We start from the raw sequence: 15,985 nt of genomic DNA on the forward strand, positions 1-15,985 counted from the left end.
GCTGAAATTGAGATTTCGGATATCAGGTATCGGCTAACGCGATTTCACTACGCGAATTACCTGGCGGATCCGCCCTCATGCGGTATCGATCTGCGACTCGGGAAGTATTTTCCCCGGGTTCATGAGCCCCTTCGGATCGAGCGCACGCTTTATCGCTCGCATCGTCTCGACGGCGGCGGACCCATGCTCCAAGACTAGATAGTCCCTTTTTCCGAGCCCGACTCCGTGTTCACCGGTACAGGTGCCGCCTGCCGCGATGGCGCGCTCGACCAATCGACGGCTGACACCTTCGGCCCGCCGGATCTCGTCGACGTCATCGGGATCGATCAGAAGAACCATGTGGAAGTTGCCATCACCCACATGGCCGAGAACCGGCGCAACGATGTCGTTCGCCTTGGCGTCCTCGCTCGCCGACAGAATGCAATCGGTCAGCGCGGGAATGGGCACACACACATCCGTGGTCAGCATCTTTCGAGGCCGGCGATAGGCCATGCAGGCATAGGCACAATCGTGCCGGGCGCGCCAAAGCCGGTTTTGCTCCTCGCGATTCTCGGACCACTCGATGCTGAAGCCGCCGGCGGCCTTTACCATTTCCTCAACGGCCTCGGCGTTCCGTCGCACGCTTTCAGGATCGCCGTGCAGCTCGAAAAACAAATGCGGAACCACCGGCATCGCGGTCTTCGAATAGCTGTTGACCGCATCGATCATCAGATCGTCCAGAAGCTCGATCCGCGCCACGGGGAGGCTCGCCTGCATGACCTCGACCGAAGCGTCCACCGCTTGCTTCAACGTCTCGAAGCAACACGTCATCGCCACCACCGTCTCCGGAATCGGAAACAAGCGAACGGTGATCTCCGTGACGATACCGAGCGTCCCTTCCGAGCCGATGAAGAGGTGGCCGAGATCATAGCCCGCAGCCGACTTGGCAGCCCGCGTGCCAGTCCTAATCACCGTTCCATCGACCAGGACGACCTCCATCGCGCGGACCACATCGGCCATGGTGCCGTAGCGCACCGCGTTGGTTCCGCTGGCGCGCGTGGCAACCATCCCGCCGATGGAGGCATCCGCCCCCGGATCGACCGTGAATGTGAGGCCGGTATCGCGAAGATACTCATTCAACGCCCGGCGCTGCAGGCCCGGTTGCACCGTGCAATCGAAGTTTCCCGGATCGACGCTCAGCACTTGGTTCATTCGCCCCAAGCTGACGACAACCCCGCCAGAAACCGGAATCAGCGCCCCTTCCACCGAGGACCCAACTCCGTAAGGAATGATGGGAACCTCGTGGCGGTAACAGATGGCGCAAATGTCCGAGACGTCCTTCGTCGTTTCGGGAAAGACAACGGCATCCGGCAACTGTGGGCGATGCCAGCTTTCGTCGCGACCGTACTGAGCCAGCACGGAGTCCCCCGTCGACATCCGCTCTCCAAGCAGCGCGCGCAGGTCTCCCAGAGCTGCGGTTAGAACGCTGCGGTGCGCCCTCTGGCGCACCGTGGTCGTGTCTCCAACGCTCATTGCGCGGAGGTTTCCGCTTGGACTTCGGAGACATGTCCGGCGAAGGTTTCGAGGATGGCTTCGCCGTCCGCGCCCTGCTCTTTCATGCGGGCGATCCAGGCTTGCTTCAGAGGCTCGGCGACTTCCAGGAGATGCGCCACGTCCTCTTCGCTTGCCTCGTTGATGGTATAGTCCGAGGCCTCCATTTTCTCCCAGGCCTCGCCCTCGACCCGGTCCCAAGCTTCGCCGGCCAACCGGGCCAACGCTTCGCCGGACACGCGATCGATCGCCGCCCGATCCGCCTCGCTCAGGCTGTTGTACGTGTCTTTGTTCATGATGACGTAGTGGACGTCGCGATACAGCCCGCCCGGTACGCGATAAGCATAGTTCAACCCGTCTTGCAAATTGAACGAGTAGACGGAGTCGGAATTGAACATGACACCGTCGACGACGCCGCGGGTCAAAAGCTCATAGGCTTCGCTTGCGGAGGAGAACTGCGGCACGATGCCGAGCTGCTCGGAGACGTCCTGCACGATGCCGCCGGTCGCCCGCAACCTGAGCCCATCCAGGTCGTCCATCGTCTTGACTTCATCGTTACTGGTGAAGACATGCGCCGGACCGTGGGCCCAGAGCCCGAGAAGATGCACGTCCTCGAACTCTCCCAGGGGCTTCAACATCTCGTCATAGGTGCGCCAATAGGCAACTGAGGCCGTGGTCGCGTCGTCGGCGTAGCCAGGCAGCGTGAACCCATAGGCCGAAGGAAAACGATCAGCCGTATAAGCCTGCACGCTCATTCCAGCGTCCGCGACACCGTCGCGCACGAGGTCAAAATGAGCCTGCGGTTTGCCCAGCGCCGGAATGAACTGAACCTTCACGCGGCCCTCGGTCGCCTCCTCGACCTTGGCGGCCCAAGGTCTCAACATTTCGGTGGTGACGGGATGCGTCGGCGGCAGCCAATCGGAGAACCGGATCGTCGTTTCTTGGGCGGCGGCGGCGTTCGCCATCGCAAGGACGATCGCGGATGCGCTCGCGAGTGTCTTCAGCATAGGTGTGTCCTCCCTTTATTTGATTGATCGTCAGAGGCTCCCCGGCAAGACCAGAACCAGCCAGGGAAATGCGATGATGAGAAGTAATCGCAAAATATCGGCAGCCACGAAGGGCATCACGCCGCGAAAAATCGTCGAGGTCTGCGTGTCCGGAAGCGTCGAGCGCAAGACGAAGACATTCATCCCGACCGGCGGCGTGATCAGGCTGATCTCGATCACCACCACGACAAAGATGCCAAACCAGATCGGATCGTAGCCGTAGCTCATCATCAGCGGATAGAAGATCGGTACGGTCAGCAGCATCATGGACATGCTCTCCAGCACCATGCCCAGCACCAGATAGAGCACGAAGACCGATAGCAGAACGCCGAGCGGAGACAGGTCGAGGCCACGAAGGAACCCGTCCAGCATCTGCAAGATCCCACCGACATTAACGAAGTTGGCGAAGATCATCGCGCCGATCAGGATGGCGAAAATCATCGCCGTCATCCGGGCACTTGCCAAAAGCGTCCCGTAGATCTCCCGCGCCCGCATGCCACCGCGGACAATAGCGAAGACCGCAGCCACCGCCGCTCCGATCCCGGCCGCCTCGGTGGTGGTGAAAACGCCGAGATAGATGCCGCCGATCACAACGGCGAAGAGGAAGAGGACACCCCAGACGCGCCCCAAGACCCTCAGCCGTTGCGCCCACGGCGTGCGCACGCCGGGAGGGCCGGAGGACCGATCCAATCCGGTGGTGATCAGGACCGCGAGACAATAGAGGAGAAGGCCCAGAAGGCCGGGCAGAATGCCCGCGATGAACAGCTTGCCGATGTCGTTGCCGGTCATGATGCCGAACAGCACCAGCGCGACGGAGGGCGGGATCAGTATTCCCAACGTCCCGCCGGCGGCGATCGAGCCCGATGCGAGGCTGTCGCTGTAGCCGAAGCGACGCATCTCCGGCATCGCCACGCGCGACATCGTCGCGGCGGTGGCCAGCGACGAGCCGCTGACAGCGGAAAAGCCGCCACAGGCGATGAGCGTCGAGAGCGCCATGCCGCCGCGGAAATGCCCGACAAAGGCATGGGCGGCCGTGTACAGATCTTCCGACAGGCGCGCCCGCGTGATGAAGTTCCCCATCAGGATGAACAGCGGCAATACCGACAGGTTGTAGTTCATCACCGTATCGAAGGCGATCTGGCCGACCATCGACATCGCCGGCGAGACGCCGACCACGAGCGCAAAGCCGACGAATCCCGCTAAGGCCATGGCGAACGCAATCGGGATCCCGCCGGCAACCAGCAGGAACATGCCGCCGAGGCCGGCCGCGACGGCGGTCATAGGCTGCCCTCTTCGAAGCTTTCATAGCGGCGACGGGGACGGAACGCGCTGATGGCGAGGAGCACGGCCGTCACCGCCGACATTGCCGACATGAAGATCGCAATCGGCGCGATCGGCCAGCTCAGATAGGGCGTGGTGTCACCGTATCGGACGATGGTCGCTGACTTTTCCATCAGCCGCCAGGCGAGAAACCCGATGATCGCCGCCGTCGCGATGTCGGCGATCGCGCCGACGACCCGCTGGGCATTCGCCGGAAGCAGATGTTCCAAATAGTCGAGAGTGACGTGCTCTCGCCGAAGCGTAGTCATTGGCAACGCCGAAAAGACAAGCACCGCCATGGCGAGCTCGATAATTTCCCCCGCACCGGGAACCGGGCTGTTGAACAGGTAGCGGGCCGTCACATCCACCACCATCAACACCACGATGGCGGCAAGCGTCACCGCGGCGCACACATTGGATGCCCCGCTCCCGAGGCGACCAAGCCCGGTCGCAATTCCGCTTAGTTGCATGTTTGAGCGCCCTGGCGCCGCACCGTCGCGGCCGTCGGCGAGACGACCCCGCCCCTATCCGGGGCGCGATGCTCGGAGCGCTTTCCGCCCGATGCCGATCTCCCGGCACCGCCAATGACGAATTCCATGGACGCCTGCTCCCCGCATCACTTGCGCTTGTTGTTTCTTGTCTAACAACACAGGCGCTCGAGGCGAGGAAATCGAGAAATCAGATATCAGGTATCGGCAGGGGCGATGGCCGGCAAGAAAACCGAGGACTATGTTTCCGGTGTTTCCGCGCCGATGTCGTCTTCACAGGTCGAAGCCGTTCGACGAATGACGGAACGTAGCCAAGCGAGATCCGCATTCGCTTCGCGATTCCGGATCCATATCATCGCAATATCGAATCCCGGCAAGTCGTAGGGCAATGGGAAGATGGCGACCGGGTATTGCTTGGCATACTGGTCGGCCATCGTTTTCGGGATGACGCTGATAAGGTTCGTACCGACCACCATCTGCGGCAGAAGCGTGAAATAAGGAACGAAGAACTGGTTGGTCTGATGGATCCCCATTTCTTCCAGCGTGTCCTGCTCGATGGTGTTGCGGCCATCTGTCCGGCAATAGATCGCATGCGGTCGCGAGAAATACTCCTCTCGGGTCACCTCGTTGGCAACCGAAGAGTGTTCAGCCCACTGAATGGCCACCCACTCCTCATGCATAAAGGTCTCGCAACCGAAGTCGGTATCGCCCTCGTCCAGACCACAAGCCTCCAGGTTGGAGCGTCGGTTGGGGCAGATGATCAGGTCCAGCGTTCCCAGTCGCAGGCCGGCGATCGACGAACCGGGCGTGGGCGCAAGCGTTAGGCTGACATTGGGAGCTTCGCGACTGAGAACACGCGCAATCCGCGACGCCATCAGCGCGGACACATAGTCGGCCGTCGCCACATGAAAATTCGTCTGAGCGGTCAGCGGGTCGAAATATTCCTTCTGGAACAGGCGGCTGCTCAACTCGATTAGCCGCTCGACCTCCGGATGCAAACGGCGCGCTTTTTCCGTCAGATGCATCTCGCGGCCGCGCTGGACCAGGATCTCATCCTGAAAGATATCGCGAAGCTGACGCAGCGCACCGCTCACTGTCGATTGCGTCAAATTCAGGCGCTCCGCCGCCCGCGTCACATTGCGACACCGCAGCAGCTCCGCGAAAATCGGCAGCAAATTGAGATTTACGGTTCGCAGACTGCGAATGAGATCCGACATGTCGCCCCTGAATTCGAGGCGAATCAGGTTTTCCTTCGAGCAGTCGGCCATGAGATTGGCCGATCCCTCGCCACAGACCTGGCCCGCCACCGGCGCGGAGTCCCTCGCACATCGCAAAGAGACACGAAGAGGCGAACCATACCCGGCAAGCCAAGGCTGCAACAGCCCGCTTCGCCCACCGCCCTTTGGTCGGGGCGGACATATTTTGGGAAGAAATCAATGAAATCGTGGGGGCGCGACACAGGCGTGTGCGGAAACGAAATGGAGACGTCTAACGTCTCGTCGGCCCGAAAACCTCATTGGCAACGCGTGTCCAACAAAGACCCGGCCCGGAGGTCGCCCGGGCCAGGTCCATTCTATTGGAAACAGAAAACGAGACCCGTTCCGCTTTTCTAGAACTCACGGAGCGGGTCTAAGTTATTGTTTCGACGTTTCCGAATGGCCAGTCAGTTTCCACTTGGCCTGGAAACGCTCTAGTTGGTCAGGCCTTTTGCTTCCGCGCGCTGCATGATGTCGCGCTGAGCCAGGACGAGGGCCTGCATGCACTGCTGTTCATCGCCCGAAGACCGCGCGTCTCGCGCCGTCTCCAGCTGGTTGGTGGCCGTCGAGGTGTCGATCCCGAGCTCATCGGCCTGGGATTTGAGCTGTTCGATCTGCGGCAACGCCTGAGCACAGGTCGGCTGCTGCTGTTGCGGAGCCTGGGACTGGGCCATGGCTCCGGTGCTGACGGCGGCCAGGAAGAACGTTGCGGTGAGAATGGTACGCATTTTTCGCGTCTCCTTCGCTTGGGGTTCGATTGACGGGAAAAGGGCTTCGAATATGAGACGTTGCTTGAGCCGGTAAGGCTCTCTTGCTTGCAAAGCTTCCGGAAAAGGCGGGATGGCGTGTCATCGCGACGGCACCACGGTCAGGTGCCAGCTTCCCTCGCTGCCGCGGACGCCGAGGCGGTAGGTGCCGGGTTGGCCGACATCGCTCTGCCCTTCGCCGGCACCGGTTTTGAAGCCGATCACGGTATCGAGCTGATCGTCGGCGGTGCGCCGTTCGAGCGTAAAGATCGATTGCTGAGAGGACCAAACCACACGCCACGGCTGATCGATGTCGATCTCGGGAGACGTCCACTCGCCGGCTCCGTTGAACTCCATCAGCGATCCGGGCGCATTCGTTTCCTCCACGGGCGCGAGCGATGCCACTTCCCGATCGAAACAGGCCAGGCGCTCTTGCGAGTCCTGAAGTTCGCGGCAGCCGAGTAGCGGCTCGACCTCCTCCGGGAGGTCCTGCGCCGACGCGACGGAAGCGGACAGCCAAACGACGGCCAGTGCCGCAGCGGCGGCGCCCATCGCGCCCATTCGGCAGGACAATTTCATTGCGCCTGACATCCTCTAGGTCAGTTGAAGCTGGCGGCGTCAGCCGATGTCGCCGTACCGGACAAAGGCTGTTTCAGCCGGGCGGCCGGTGGATCTGCACCCGGACGGGATTGGACGTTCAGGGCGGGTTGCGGAACCTGGATCCCGCGCGGCTGCGGCGCGATCTGCAAAAGCGGCTGCTCTTCGGCGAGCCGGTCCAGGAGCCGGTTCGACAACGGGGTCTCGCCGCTGAACGTCGTCACCACGGAAAACGGCCCGCTGCGCCAATAGTGGAGCGTGCGGTCACGGCTTTCGATGCTCGCGCGCTCTTTCGTGGCCGGCAGAGCCGCCGGCCCGATATAGAGGCGCATGGTTTGATCCGACGTCCCGACGACCCGGTAGGACAACTGAACCAGATCGTTCGTGCCGGAATGAACCAGCCGCATGCCCTCATATTGGAATCCGAGATCGCTCAGATCGGGCGCGACGAGTTGAATCGCGGATGTCTCTTGATAGGCGCCCATCGTCGCCGACGCTTCGGGACGGTCGACCGCGGCCTGTAGCGGCATGGCGGGGGGAAAGGCATCCTCACTCGTCCGCGCATCCAGGTCGGCCACCTCGCCAAGGAAGGCCTCGGAGACCGGCGACGGCGCGTTCGAACTTTCGCCGAGGAACCAGCCAAGCCCGACGGCCGCCAACAGCATGGCGGCGAGGGAGCCGTAGCGGCGCGCGTTCCGTGGGGCGCCATTTCCGGCCGCAAGGTGCGCGGCCGACGGAACCCGATCGGCGGCGTCCGACAGGAGCGCATTGCAGGAAGCGCGCAAGGCCTCGTTCTGCCGGCTGATCCGCGCGACATAGGCTGCGGCCTCCGGCGCGCCGACAAGATAGGCCTCGATCGCCCGCTTTCGCTGCGGATAGGCGTCGAGCAGCCCGTCGGCATAGGCCATGAGGTCGAGGTCGGAGACGGAGTCTGGCCGTTGCGTCATTTCACGCTCCTCAAACGGGGGCGCTCTTCGTGGTCGTCCCACTGCCGGCTCAGCGCTTCCCGACCGCGCGACAGGCGCGAGCGGACGGTGCCGACGGGAACGTTCAAAATGCGCGCGACGTCGTCGTAGCCAAAGCCTTCGACGGCCACGAGCAAGATCACCGCGCGCTGATCGTCGGGCAGCCGGCCGAGCGCCTCTAAAATGCTCGCACGCTCCACCCAAGCCTCCTGCGGAGACGCTTCGACGTCGTCATGTCGTTCCGATTGAAACAGGCCGGTCCAATGCCGGCGCCGGCGCGCGGCGCGCTGCTGGTCGAGAAAGGTGCGATGCAGAACGGAAAACATCCAGCTTCGCACCGACCCTGTGCGTTTCCAGGACCGCCGTTTGCGCAGCGCGGTTTCCAATGCCGACTGAACGAGATCGTCCGCCACATCCGCGTCGCGCGTCAACGAACGCGCATACCGGCGAAGATGCGGGATCTCCAGCGTGATCGCCCATTCCAGATCGCTGTCTTGCGTCGTCATCCATCACCGCGAAAGGCTTTGAAGGCGTTTTCGATGTATGGACGCCGCCCGCATCGGGATCGTTCCACCGCCGCTTACGCTTTCGCAGGAAAAATCTTGGCGGCGGCACTTCCAGCCCCTGCCGGAAGGGGCCATCGGGCCGCTGATCGCTCCGATCCGCTCGGGTTTTGCGTGACCTTGTCACCGTCCGCCGCACCCAAGCCATGGCATGCTCGCCCGCTCAAGACGGAGACCTGTCATGCGCGAGCCCCATTTCCTCGATCGAGCCTTCCTTGATGCCGGTGGCGTGCCGCATTGCGCCGAGCGGGGGCGGGTGGCGTTTGCCTGGGCGGGTCGGCCGGAGGCGTTCGTGTTTTTGCGGCGAGGTCAGCTTTCGGTGCGCTTCCGTACCAAGGGACGGACAGTGCCCTGGGCGGAATGCCGGACAAGCGGCCAGCAGGATTGCATGCCGATCACGGCGGCGATCCTATCGGGCGCCGCATTCTCAGCGCGCGCCACCTGCCTGGCGCCATCCTCCTGGATCGAACTCGATCCGAACATCTTCGTCCGCCTGATTCACGAGCACCCGAACGTGCGCGGCGCGATCTTCGCCAGCCACGCCCATCGGCTCCCGGCCTTCTTCGCCCGCCTGTCGGCGGACGCCGCCATCGGTTTCGACGGGCGATTGTCCGACTGGCTCCTGGCCCATGCGCAGGCCGGCGCGATGGTCGCGACCCATCGCGAGATCGCCGACGATCTCGTCACCGCCCGCGAGGTCGTCTCGCGGCGGCTCAAGGTGTTTGCCGAGCGCGGCTGGATCGTTCAAGAACGCGGACGGATCCTGATCTCGGCACCGGCCGCCCTATCGCGGCTCTCGCGGGGATCGTTCACCTCCAGACACGCCCAGAAGCTGCCACCGCAGCACGCCTAGGGTCGGAACCCTAGATCACGATAGGTTAAGGTCCCGAAGACCCGAAATCATGAACGTGACCGATTCCGGTGGGATAGGCCCTGGTGTGGATCGATACGCGAGGCTGCCTTGTTCGGGCCGGCGGCGAGAGGTGCAGGATGCAGGAGACCACGGAAAAGACGGACGCGGGGTGGATCGACCATTTTGCCGGGCTGAGCGCGCTGCCGGACGACATTCGCGCCGATCTGGTCAAAGGAAGTCAGATCATCTCCGTTCCCGCGGGCACCCAGGTGTTCGAACCGGGGCAGTCGGCTGACCGACTGCTCCTTCTTCTTCAAGGCACCGTCCGCGTCCAGCAGCGCTCCGACACCGGCCGCGAAGTCTTTCTGTTTCGGGTGCATGCCGGAGAGAGCTGCGTCCTGACCACCGCCTGCATGCTCGCCTTCGAAGACTATTCGGCCGACGGCATCGCCGAGACCGACGTCACGGCCGTCGCCATCCCCCGCGCCACGTTCGATGACCTGGTCGCCCGCTCGGCGGTGTTCCGCGAGTTCGTCTTCACCGCCTATTCCCGCCGCATCACGGACCTGTTCACCCTCATCGACGACATCGTCTTCCAGCGCATGGACGTGCGGCTTGCCTCGCGGCTGCTGGAACTCGCCGGCCCGGACGGCGTCGTGCATGCCACCCACGCCGTGCTCGGCACCGAACTCGGCACGGCGCGCGAAGTCATCTCGCGGACGCTGTCGGAATTTCAGCGCCGGGGCTGGGTCCAGCAGTCACGCGGCGAGGTTCGCATCGTCGGCCGCGCCGGGCTCGAACAGCTTGTCCGCTCGGCCGGCGAGGGCTGACCGATAGCCGACCCGTCGAGAGCCGGCACCCGTTCCCGCTGATCGGGCCCGATGCGCCCCCGCCTCCCTGACGACGACTTTGTGACGAAGTCACCGAAGTCTCTATCCCGTTCGTGCGATGGTGAACCGATCAGAGTTTCGCCAAGGAGCACGAGATGACGACGAATATGGGGAGGTTGGATCGCGGACTGCGCCTCGTCGCGGCCGCCGTGTTGATCCTCATCGCCTTCGCAACCGACTTTGCCGCCGCGGGTGCTCTTCACTGGGTGCTGCTGGCGGTGGCTGCCATCTTCGTGGTGACCGCGCTGGTCGGCGTATGCCCGCTTTATCGCGTGTTCGGTATCAGGACTTGCCCCTCCCGATGATGATAGAGACTGATTTCACCCCATGGGCCTCGCTGTTCGGCGGTATCCTGATTGGCCTCGCATCCGTCGCGCTGATGGCTCTGAATGGCCGCATCATGGGCGCGACCGGCATTCTCTCCGGCGCGGTGTTCGACCGGCGCCCCGGCGACGTCGCATGGCGGGTCGCCCTGCTTTTGGGCATGGTCACGGGTCCGCTCGTCGTGCTGGCCGTCACCGGTCGCCTGCCGGCAATCGAGGTGCCCGTGACTCCGACCGCACTCGTCATCGGCGGCTTCATTGTCGGCATCGGCGTGACCTTCGGCTCCGGCTGTACGTCCGGCCACGGCGTGTGCGGCATGGCGCGGTTTTCCGTCCGCTCCATCGTCGCCACGCTGAGCTTCATGGCCGCGACCTTCGTCACCGTCTTTGTCGTTCGCCACGTGATCGGAGGCTGAAAAATGCGGCTCGTACTTGTCTATCTCGCCGGCTTGGTCTTCGGCATCGGCATTTCGATTTCGGGAATGGCGAACCCGGCCAAGGTCTTGAACTTCTTCGACGTGGCCGGGACCTGGGACCCGTCCCTCATCTTCGTCATGGGTGGCGCGCTGGTGGTCACGGCGATTGGCTACCGTCTCGTCTTCACGCGCCGCGCTCCGATCTTCGCGCCCAATTTCTCGCTTCCCTACACGAAGCTGATCGATGCGCGCCTAATCGCGGGTTCGGCCGTGTTCGGCATCGGGTGGGGCATTGCGGGCTTCTGCCCAGGCGGAGCGCTGCCCGCGCTCGGGACGGCAAACCCGTTGGTTTTCGTCTTTGTCGCCGCACTTCTGGCGGGGATGGCGATCGCCCACGTGCTGGTGCGGGTCACCACCGTGCGCCAGCGATCGGCCTGAGCCCAACAATGGAGGAAATCATGAGCGAATATCGGATCGACACGTCCGTGAAGCCCGAGGTGAAAGGCTTCTTCGACCCCGCAACCAACACGATCAGCTATGTGGTCAAGGATCCCGGCTCCAACGCCTGCGCCATCGTCGATTCCGTGATGGACATCGACTATGCCGCCGGCCGCATCACCTACGACCATGCCGACGAGATCATCAAGTGGGTGAAGCAGCACGACCTCAAGGTCGAATGGTTGATCGAAACCCATGTTCACGCCGACCATCTCTCCGCCGCGCCCTACATCCAGGACAAGCTCGGCGGCAAGCTCGGCATCGGACGCAACATCACCGTCGTGCAGGACACTTTCGGCAAGGTGTTCAACGAAGGCACCGAGTTCCAGCGCGATGGCTCGCAGTTCGATCGTCTCTTCGACGATGGCGACACCTACAAGGTCGGCGGCATGGAATGCCTCGCCATCCACACGCCTGGCCATACGCCGGCCTGCATGACCCATGTGATGGGCGACGCCGCCTTCGTCGGCGACACGCTGTTCATGCCGGACGGCGGGTCCGCCCGGGCCGACTTTCCCGGCGGCGATGCCAGCGTGCTCTACAATTCCATCCAGAAGGTGCTGAGCCTGCCGGACGAGACACGGCTTTTCATGTGCCATGACTACGGCCCCAACGGCCGCGACATCCGTTGGGAGACCACGGTCGCCGACGAGAAGCTCCACAACATCCACGTAGGCGGCGGCAAGACCAAGGAAGAGTTCGTCAAGTTCCGCACCGAACGCGATGCGCAGCTCGACATGCCGAAGCTGATCATCCCCTCCTTACAGGTCAACATGCGCGGCGGCGAGCTGCCGCCGGCGGACACCAGCGGCAAGCGCTTCCTGAAGGTGCCTCTCAACGGGCTCTGACAGACTTCGGCGCGGGCGGCATGGCTGCTGAAGGAGCGGATCCTGCCGCCGATCTACTGGAAGGCGATGCTGCGCGGCCGAGAATGGATGGCGAAGCCGGAAAAGGTGATAGCCAAGGCCGTCGATTAAACTCGTTTCCGAGCGCGGCGGGCGCCCGTTCGTTCGCCCCTCGGAAACGCGGACTGTCTAGCAACCATTTCCGACGCCCGGCCGGGGCGTCGGCGTCTATCCGGGACGACGCCTCGTGCGTCCCCGGCTTTCCCGAAGGCTGAAGCATGCACGGACTTGCCCGCTACATTCCGGTTCTCGACTGGGGACGCAGCTACGACCGAAATACCCTATCGAACGACCTGATCGCGGCGCTCATCGTCACGATCATGCTGATCCCGCAATCGCTGGCCTATGCGCTGCTGGCCGGCCTGCCGCCGGAGGCGGGCATCTACGCCTCGATCGTTCCGATCCTGCTTTACGCGGTGTTCGGCACCAGCCGCGCGCTTGCGGTCGGGCCGGTGGCCGTGGTGTCCTTGATGACGGCGACGGCGATCGGGCAAGTCGCCCAGCAAGGCACCGCCGGCTATGCCGTGGCGGCGCTGACGCTAGCGCTCCTGTCCGGCGGCTTCCTTCTGTTCCTCGGCATCTTCCGGCTGGGCATCCTGGCGAACTTCCTGAGCCATCCGGTGATCGCCGGTTTCATCACCGCATCTGGCATCCTGATCGCCACCAGCCAGCTCCGGCACATTCTCGGGGTGAGCGCCGGCGGCTTCACGCTGTTCGAGATGGTGGACTCGCTCGTCACCCATCTCGGCACGCTCAATTGGATAACGCTGATCATCGGCGTGCTGGCAACCGGCTTTCTGTTCTGGGTGCGCAAAGGACTGAAGCCGCTCCTGCGCAGCCTCGGCGTTGGCCCGCGCCTTGCCGACATCGCCGCCAAGGCCGGACCGGTCGCCGCCGTGGTGGCAACGACGCTCGCGGTCTGGGGCTTCGGGCTTCACGACCGAGGGGTCGCCATCGTCGGCGAAGTGCCGCAGAGCCTCCCGCCCTTCACCATGCCCGGCCTGTCGCTGGAGCTGATTTCCGAGCTCGCGCTGCCGGCCGTCCTGATCTCCATCATCGGCTTCGTGGAGAGCGTTTCGGTCGCCCAGACGCTCGCCGCCAAGAAGCGCCAGCGCATCAATCCCGACCAGGAACTGATCGGCCTCGGTGCGGCCAATCTCGGCGCGGCCTTTACCGGCGGCTATCCCGTGACCGGTGGCTTTTCGCGATCGGTCGTGAACTTCGACGCGGGCGCGGAGACGCCCGCCGCCGGCGCCTTTACGGCAATCGGCCTCGCCATCGCCTCCGTGGCGCTGACGCCGCTGATCTACTTCCTGCCCAAGGCGACGCTGGCGGCCACCATCATCGTCGCGGTGTTGAGCCTGGTCGACTTCTCCATCCTGAAGAAGACCTGGCGCTACTCTCGCGCCGACTTCGCCGCCGTCGTCGCGACGATCGTTCTGACGCTTGCCGCCGGCGTGGAGGTCGGCGTCGCCGCCGGCGTTCTCCTCTCCGTCGCCCTGCACCTCTCCAAGACCGCGCGTCCGCATGTGGCCGAAGTGGGGCTCGTGCCCGGCACCCAGCACTTCCGCAATATCAAGCGCTACACGGTGGAAACCGTGCCGTTCGTCCTGACGCTTCGGGTCGACGAGAGCCTCTATTTCGTCAATGCGCGCTTCCTGGAGGATCTGGTTCAGGACCGGGTCTACGAAGGCTCCGGAATCCGGGACGTCGTCTTAATGTTTTCGGCGGTGAACGAGGTCGACTTCTCAGCGGTCGAGACGCTGGAAGCGATCAATCATCGCCTCAAGGATCTCGGCATCGGCCTGCATTTGAGCGAGGTGAAAGGCCCCGTGATGGACCGGCTGAAGACCGCGCACTTCCTGCAAGAGCTCAACGGGGAGGTCTTCCTGTCGCAATATCACGCCTGGATGATGCTTTCGCAGAACGACGGTCCGGCGCAGGCTGCCGAGTAGTGCCAAATTTTGGCGGCGCTCGCCGCCAGAACCGATCGGACGACCTTGCGGACGCTCGCTGCGATGACCGGGATCACACAGAAAACTCAGCGACAAATCATCCGTTGAGCTCGATCCGGTACGTGACCGTCGGACGGCGCGTGGCGATGCGATCATAGAGGCGTCGGGCCGGCATGTTGTCCACGTCCGTTTCCCAGCAAAGCCGTCGCCACCCTTGTTGCCGTCCCACGGCCTCCAGATGAGCGAGTATCTTGGTCGCGACGCCCTGGCCTTGGGCCTTGGGCGTCACCCAAAGGTCCTCCAGAAGGCACACCACCGCGAACGAAAACGTGTGGGGGTGGAGGATGGTGTGGGCCAGTCCGATTGCCCGATTGTCGCGGACGGCAAGCCACGCCTGCATCGGCGAGGCAGGATCGAGAATGCGTTGCCACAGCCCATCGACCACGGCGCCCGTCATTCCGCCAGCCTTGAAATGCGCGCAGTTTTCTGCCCACAAGCGCTCCCATTCGCGCCGATCCGTCGGGCCGGCGGCCGAGATTGTCGGCATCGTCTCTAACCTTTTCTCTGACCGTCCGGAGCTGCGCGAGCCAGCAGGCGGCCGGGCGCTCCCACTGGGATGTCGCCGGATTGCAGCCAGGCGAGCGCGAGCGGCCAGAGCGTCTCCTTGAAGCGGTCGTGGAAGAAGGCAAAGTGCCCGATCACGTCCACCCCGATGTCCGAGGGCGCAATCTCCCAATGAAGCCGTTCGGACGAGCTAAAGTAGGCGAGCAACCGACTGAGCGCTGCCGGCGTCCCATGCGGATCGTCGCTCAGCCCGATCGCCAGGATCGGTGCGGTCGGCTTGGTGAAACGGCCCCGTAACAGCTCCGACTCGCGTTCCCCGCCAATGAACAGATCCTGCCGCACCGTCTCCTCGAACCGTGCCTTCATGCGACTCCAGTCCCGGACGACGCCGGCCGGCGTATCCTCCATCCAGCCCAAACGCTTGGCCGGAAAGTAGCCGAACACCTGTGTCAGCAGCGGCATGACGACATGCCATTTCAGATACATCTTCCGGCGCTGCGTCCTTCCGTAGTCGCGCCAATGGGCGAACTGCGAGCCCACCGTCAGGATCCGCGCGATCTTCCGATTGGAGGGCGCGAGCCCGATGGCAAACCCACCGATCGAGTGGCCGACGACGTGGATCGGCTGGCCGGGAAACTCCGATTGCGCAAAACGCAGCGCCGCTTCCAAATCGCGCTCGCCCCAGTCGACCCAATCCGCCCGGAACCCACGCAGGGACCGCGGACGGGACTCCCCGATCCCCCGATAGTCGAAGGTCACGACGTTGAAGCCGTTGGCAAACAGATAGTCGGCGAAACGCGAATAGTATCGACACCGAACGGATGTCGCCGCCGACACCACCACGACAGGACGCCCGACTTCGTCCGGGTCGTGGCTCCAAATGAAGCCACCGATCGCCACGCGATCGGCGGCATCCATCCGAAACGGCACACCAACCCGCTGCCCGCTCGAATTGACCGCCCATCCTGTGCAACGCGTCAGCTCTCCCACGCCCTCTCGCTCCGGTACTCAAGCCCTTGAATCCGAGGCCATTTCTTATCGCTTAGATGTGTCCATCTGAGCGGAAAGGC

The 15,985-nt window shown here is 63.5% G+C and carries 18 protein-coding genes; 7 read left to right on the forward strand and 11 right to left on the reverse strand.

The annotated features are described in order from the left end of the window. Window positions 1-75: 75 nt before the first annotated feature. The 9 genes from HNS03_RS01920 to HNS03_RS01960 all read right to left on the reverse strand — a co-directional run bounded on the left by HNS03_RS01920 (window position 76) and on the right by HNS03_RS01960 (window position 8,454). The gene (locus HNS03_RS01920) at window positions 76-1,512 is read right to left on the reverse strand and encodes an FAD-binding oxidoreductase (RefSeq protein ID WP_367192664.1); all 1,437 of its coding nucleotides are present in this window, start codon (window positions 1,510-1,512) and stop codon (window positions 76-78) included. After that, complete coding sequence (locus HNS03_RS01925; RefSeq protein WP_367192665.1) at window positions 1,509-2,537, reverse strand: TRAP transporter substrate-binding protein; 1,029 nt, start codon at window positions 2,535-2,537, stop codon at window positions 1,509-1,511. The genes HNS03_RS01920 and HNS03_RS01925 overlap by 4 nt, the downstream gene beginning before the upstream one ends. Before the next feature lie 30 nt (window positions 2,538-2,567). Next, window positions 2,568-3,857 (reverse strand): TRAP transporter large permease, encoded by a 1,290-nt coding sequence (locus HNS03_RS01930; RefSeq protein ID WP_367192666.1) that lies wholly within the window; start codon window positions 3,855-3,857, stop codon window positions 2,568-2,570. After that, entirely contained in the window at window positions 3,854-4,366 is a 513-nt protein-coding gene (locus tag HNS03_RS01935) for a TRAP transporter small permease (RefSeq protein WP_367192667.1), read from the reverse strand. Before HNS03_RS01935 ends, HNS03_RS01930 begins: the two co-directional genes overlap by 4 nt. 257 nt (window positions 4,367-4,623) lie before the next feature. Next, entirely contained in the window at window positions 4,624-5,691 is a 1,068-nt protein-coding gene (locus tag HNS03_RS01940) for a LysR family transcriptional regulator (RefSeq protein WP_367192668.1), read from the reverse strand. A 383-nt stretch (window positions 5,692-6,074) separates the two neighbouring features. After that, window positions 6,075-6,368 carry a hypothetical protein gene (locus tag HNS03_RS01945; protein WP_367192670.1) on the reverse strand — a complete coding sequence of 98 codons (294 nt, stop codon included), beginning with the start codon at window positions 6,366-6,368 and terminating at the stop codon, window positions 6,075-6,077. Between the two features lie 120 nt (window positions 6,369-6,488). Continuing rightward, window positions 6,489-6,965: a hypothetical protein gene (locus tag HNS03_RS01950; RefSeq protein WP_367192671.1), complete on the reverse strand. Its 477-nt coding sequence runs from the start codon at window positions 6,963-6,965 to the stop codon at window positions 6,489-6,491. Between the two features lie 20 nt (window positions 6,966-6,985). Then, entirely contained in the window at window positions 6,986-7,930 is a 945-nt protein-coding gene (locus HNS03_RS01955) for an anti-sigma factor (RefSeq protein WP_367192673.1), read from the reverse strand. Next, window positions 7,927-8,454: a sigma-70 family RNA polymerase sigma factor gene (locus HNS03_RS01960; protein ID WP_367192674.1), complete on the reverse strand. Its 528-nt coding sequence runs from the start codon at window positions 8,452-8,454 to the stop codon at window positions 7,927-7,929. Before HNS03_RS01960 ends, HNS03_RS01955 begins: the two co-directional genes overlap by 4 nt. A gap of 238 nt (window positions 8,455-8,692) precedes the next feature. On the opposite strand from HNS03_RS01960, the gene HNS03_RS01965 reads away from it, so the two are divergent. The 7 genes from HNS03_RS01965 (at window position 8,693) to HNS03_RS01995 (ending at window position 14,351) form a co-directional block, all read left to right on the forward strand. Then, on the forward strand, window positions 8,693-9,364 hold the full coding sequence (locus HNS03_RS01965; protein WP_367192675.1) for a Crp/Fnr family transcriptional regulator: 672 nt from the start codon (window positions 8,693-8,695) through the stop codon (window positions 9,362-9,364). Window positions 9,365-9,501: 137 nt separating this feature from the next. Next, window positions 9,502-10,194 (forward strand): Crp/Fnr family transcriptional regulator, encoded by a 693-nt coding sequence (locus tag HNS03_RS01970; protein WP_367192677.1) that lies wholly within the window; start codon window positions 9,502-9,504, stop codon window positions 10,192-10,194. A gap of 155 nt (window positions 10,195-10,349) precedes the next feature. After that, window positions 10,350-10,559: a DUF2892 domain-containing protein gene (locus HNS03_RS01975; RefSeq protein WP_367192678.1), complete on the forward strand. Its 210-nt coding sequence runs from the start codon at window positions 10,350-10,352 to the stop codon at window positions 10,557-10,559. Beyond that, complete coding sequence (locus HNS03_RS01980; RefSeq protein ID WP_367192679.1) at window positions 10,556-10,993, forward strand: YeeE/YedE family protein; 438 nt, start codon at window positions 10,556-10,558, stop codon at window positions 10,991-10,993. The genes HNS03_RS01975 and HNS03_RS01980 overlap by 4 nt, the downstream gene beginning before the upstream one ends. Before the next feature lie 3 nt (window positions 10,994-10,996). Continuing rightward, window positions 10,997-11,431, forward strand: coding sequence for a DUF6691 family protein (locus tag HNS03_RS01985; protein WP_367192680.1), 435 nt, complete (start codon window positions 10,997-10,999; stop codon window positions 11,429-11,431). A 20-nt stretch (window positions 11,432-11,451) separates the two neighbouring features. Further along, window positions 11,452-12,339 carry an MBL fold metallo-hydrolase gene (locus HNS03_RS01990; RefSeq protein ID WP_367192682.1) on the forward strand — a complete coding sequence of 296 codons (888 nt, stop codon included), beginning with the start codon at window positions 11,452-11,454 and terminating at the stop codon, window positions 12,337-12,339. A 275-nt stretch (window positions 12,340-12,614) separates the two neighbouring features. After that, a complete protein-coding gene (locus HNS03_RS01995) occupies window positions 12,615-14,351 on the forward strand; it encodes a SulP family inorganic anion transporter (protein ID WP_367192683.1) in 1,737 nt (578 codons plus the stop codon). Window positions 14,352-14,448: 97 nt separating this feature from the next. Here the strand turns inward: HNS03_RS01995 and HNS03_RS02000 are convergent, their stop codons facing one another. Then, a complete protein-coding gene (locus tag HNS03_RS02000) occupies window positions 14,449-14,898 on the reverse strand; it encodes a GNAT family N-acetyltransferase (RefSeq protein ID WP_367192684.1) in 450 nt (149 codons plus the stop codon). Window positions 14,899-14,903: 5 nt separating this feature from the next. Beyond that, window positions 14,904-15,905, reverse strand: coding sequence for an alpha/beta fold hydrolase (locus HNS03_RS02005; RefSeq protein ID WP_367192685.1), 1,002 nt, complete (start codon window positions 15,903-15,905; stop codon window positions 14,904-14,906). Between the last annotated feature and the right edge of the window lie 80 nt (window positions 15,906-15,985).

Origin of the sequence: Amorphus sp. 3PC139-8, from assembly GCF_040750475.1 — a bacterium.
Lineage (GTDB): Bacteria > Pseudomonadota > Alphaproteobacteria > Rhizobiales > Amorphaceae > Amorphus.

Excerpts from the sequence above, each read along its gene's own strand:
- HNS03_RS01920 (WP_367192664.1), bottom strand. The coding sequence starts at position 1,512 with ATGAGCGTTGGAGACACGACCACGGTGCGCCAGAGGGCGCACCGCAGC.
- HNS03_RS01925 (WP_367192665.1), bottom strand. The coding sequence starts at position 2,537 with ATGCTGAAGACACTCGCGAGCGCATCCGCGATCGTCCTTGCGATGGCG.
- HNS03_RS01930 (WP_367192666.1), bottom strand. The coding sequence starts at position 3,857 with ATGACCGCCGTCGCGGCCGGCCTCGGCGGCATGTTCCTGCTGGTTGCC.
- HNS03_RS01935 (WP_367192667.1), bottom strand. The coding sequence starts at position 4,366 with ATGCAACTAAGCGGAATTGCGACCGGGCTTGGTCGCCTCGGGAGCGGG.
- HNS03_RS01945 (WP_367192670.1), bottom strand. The coding sequence starts at position 6,368 with ATGCGTACCATTCTCACCGCAACGTTCTTCCTGGCCGCCGTCAGCACC.
- HNS03_RS01950 (WP_367192671.1), bottom strand. The coding sequence starts at position 6,965 with ATGAAATTGTCCTGCCGAATGGGCGCGATGGGCGCCGCCGCTGCGGCA.
- HNS03_RS01955 (WP_367192673.1), bottom strand. The coding sequence starts at position 7,930 with ATGACGCAACGGCCAGACTCCGTCTCCGACCTCGACCTCATGGCCTAT.
- HNS03_RS01960 (WP_367192674.1), bottom strand. The coding sequence starts at position 8,454 with ATGACGACGCAAGACAGCGATCTGGAATGGGCGATCACGCTGGAGATC.
- HNS03_RS01965 (WP_367192675.1), top strand. The coding sequence starts at position 8,693 with ATGCGCGAGCCCCATTTCCTCGATCGAGCCTTCCTTGATGCCGGTGGC.
- HNS03_RS01970 (WP_367192677.1), top strand. The coding sequence starts at position 9,502 with ATGCAGGAGACCACGGAAAAGACGGACGCGGGGTGGATCGACCATTTT.
- HNS03_RS01975 (WP_367192678.1), top strand. The coding sequence starts at position 10,350 with ATGACGACGAATATGGGGAGGTTGGATCGCGGACTGCGCCTCGTCGCG.
- HNS03_RS01980 (WP_367192679.1), top strand. The coding sequence starts at position 10,556 with ATGATGATAGAGACTGATTTCACCCCATGGGCCTCGCTGTTCGGCGGT.
- HNS03_RS01985 (WP_367192680.1), top strand. The coding sequence starts at position 10,997 with ATGCGGCTCGTACTTGTCTATCTCGCCGGCTTGGTCTTCGGCATCGGC.
- HNS03_RS01990 (WP_367192682.1), top strand. The coding sequence starts at position 11,452 with ATGAGCGAATATCGGATCGACACGTCCGTGAAGCCCGAGGTGAAAGGC.
- HNS03_RS01995 (WP_367192683.1), top strand. The coding sequence starts at position 12,615 with ATGCACGGACTTGCCCGCTACATTCCGGTTCTCGACTGGGGACGCAGC.
- HNS03_RS02000 (WP_367192684.1), bottom strand. The coding sequence starts at position 14,898 with ATGCCGACAATCTCGGCCGCCGGCCCGACGGATCGGCGCGAATGGGAG.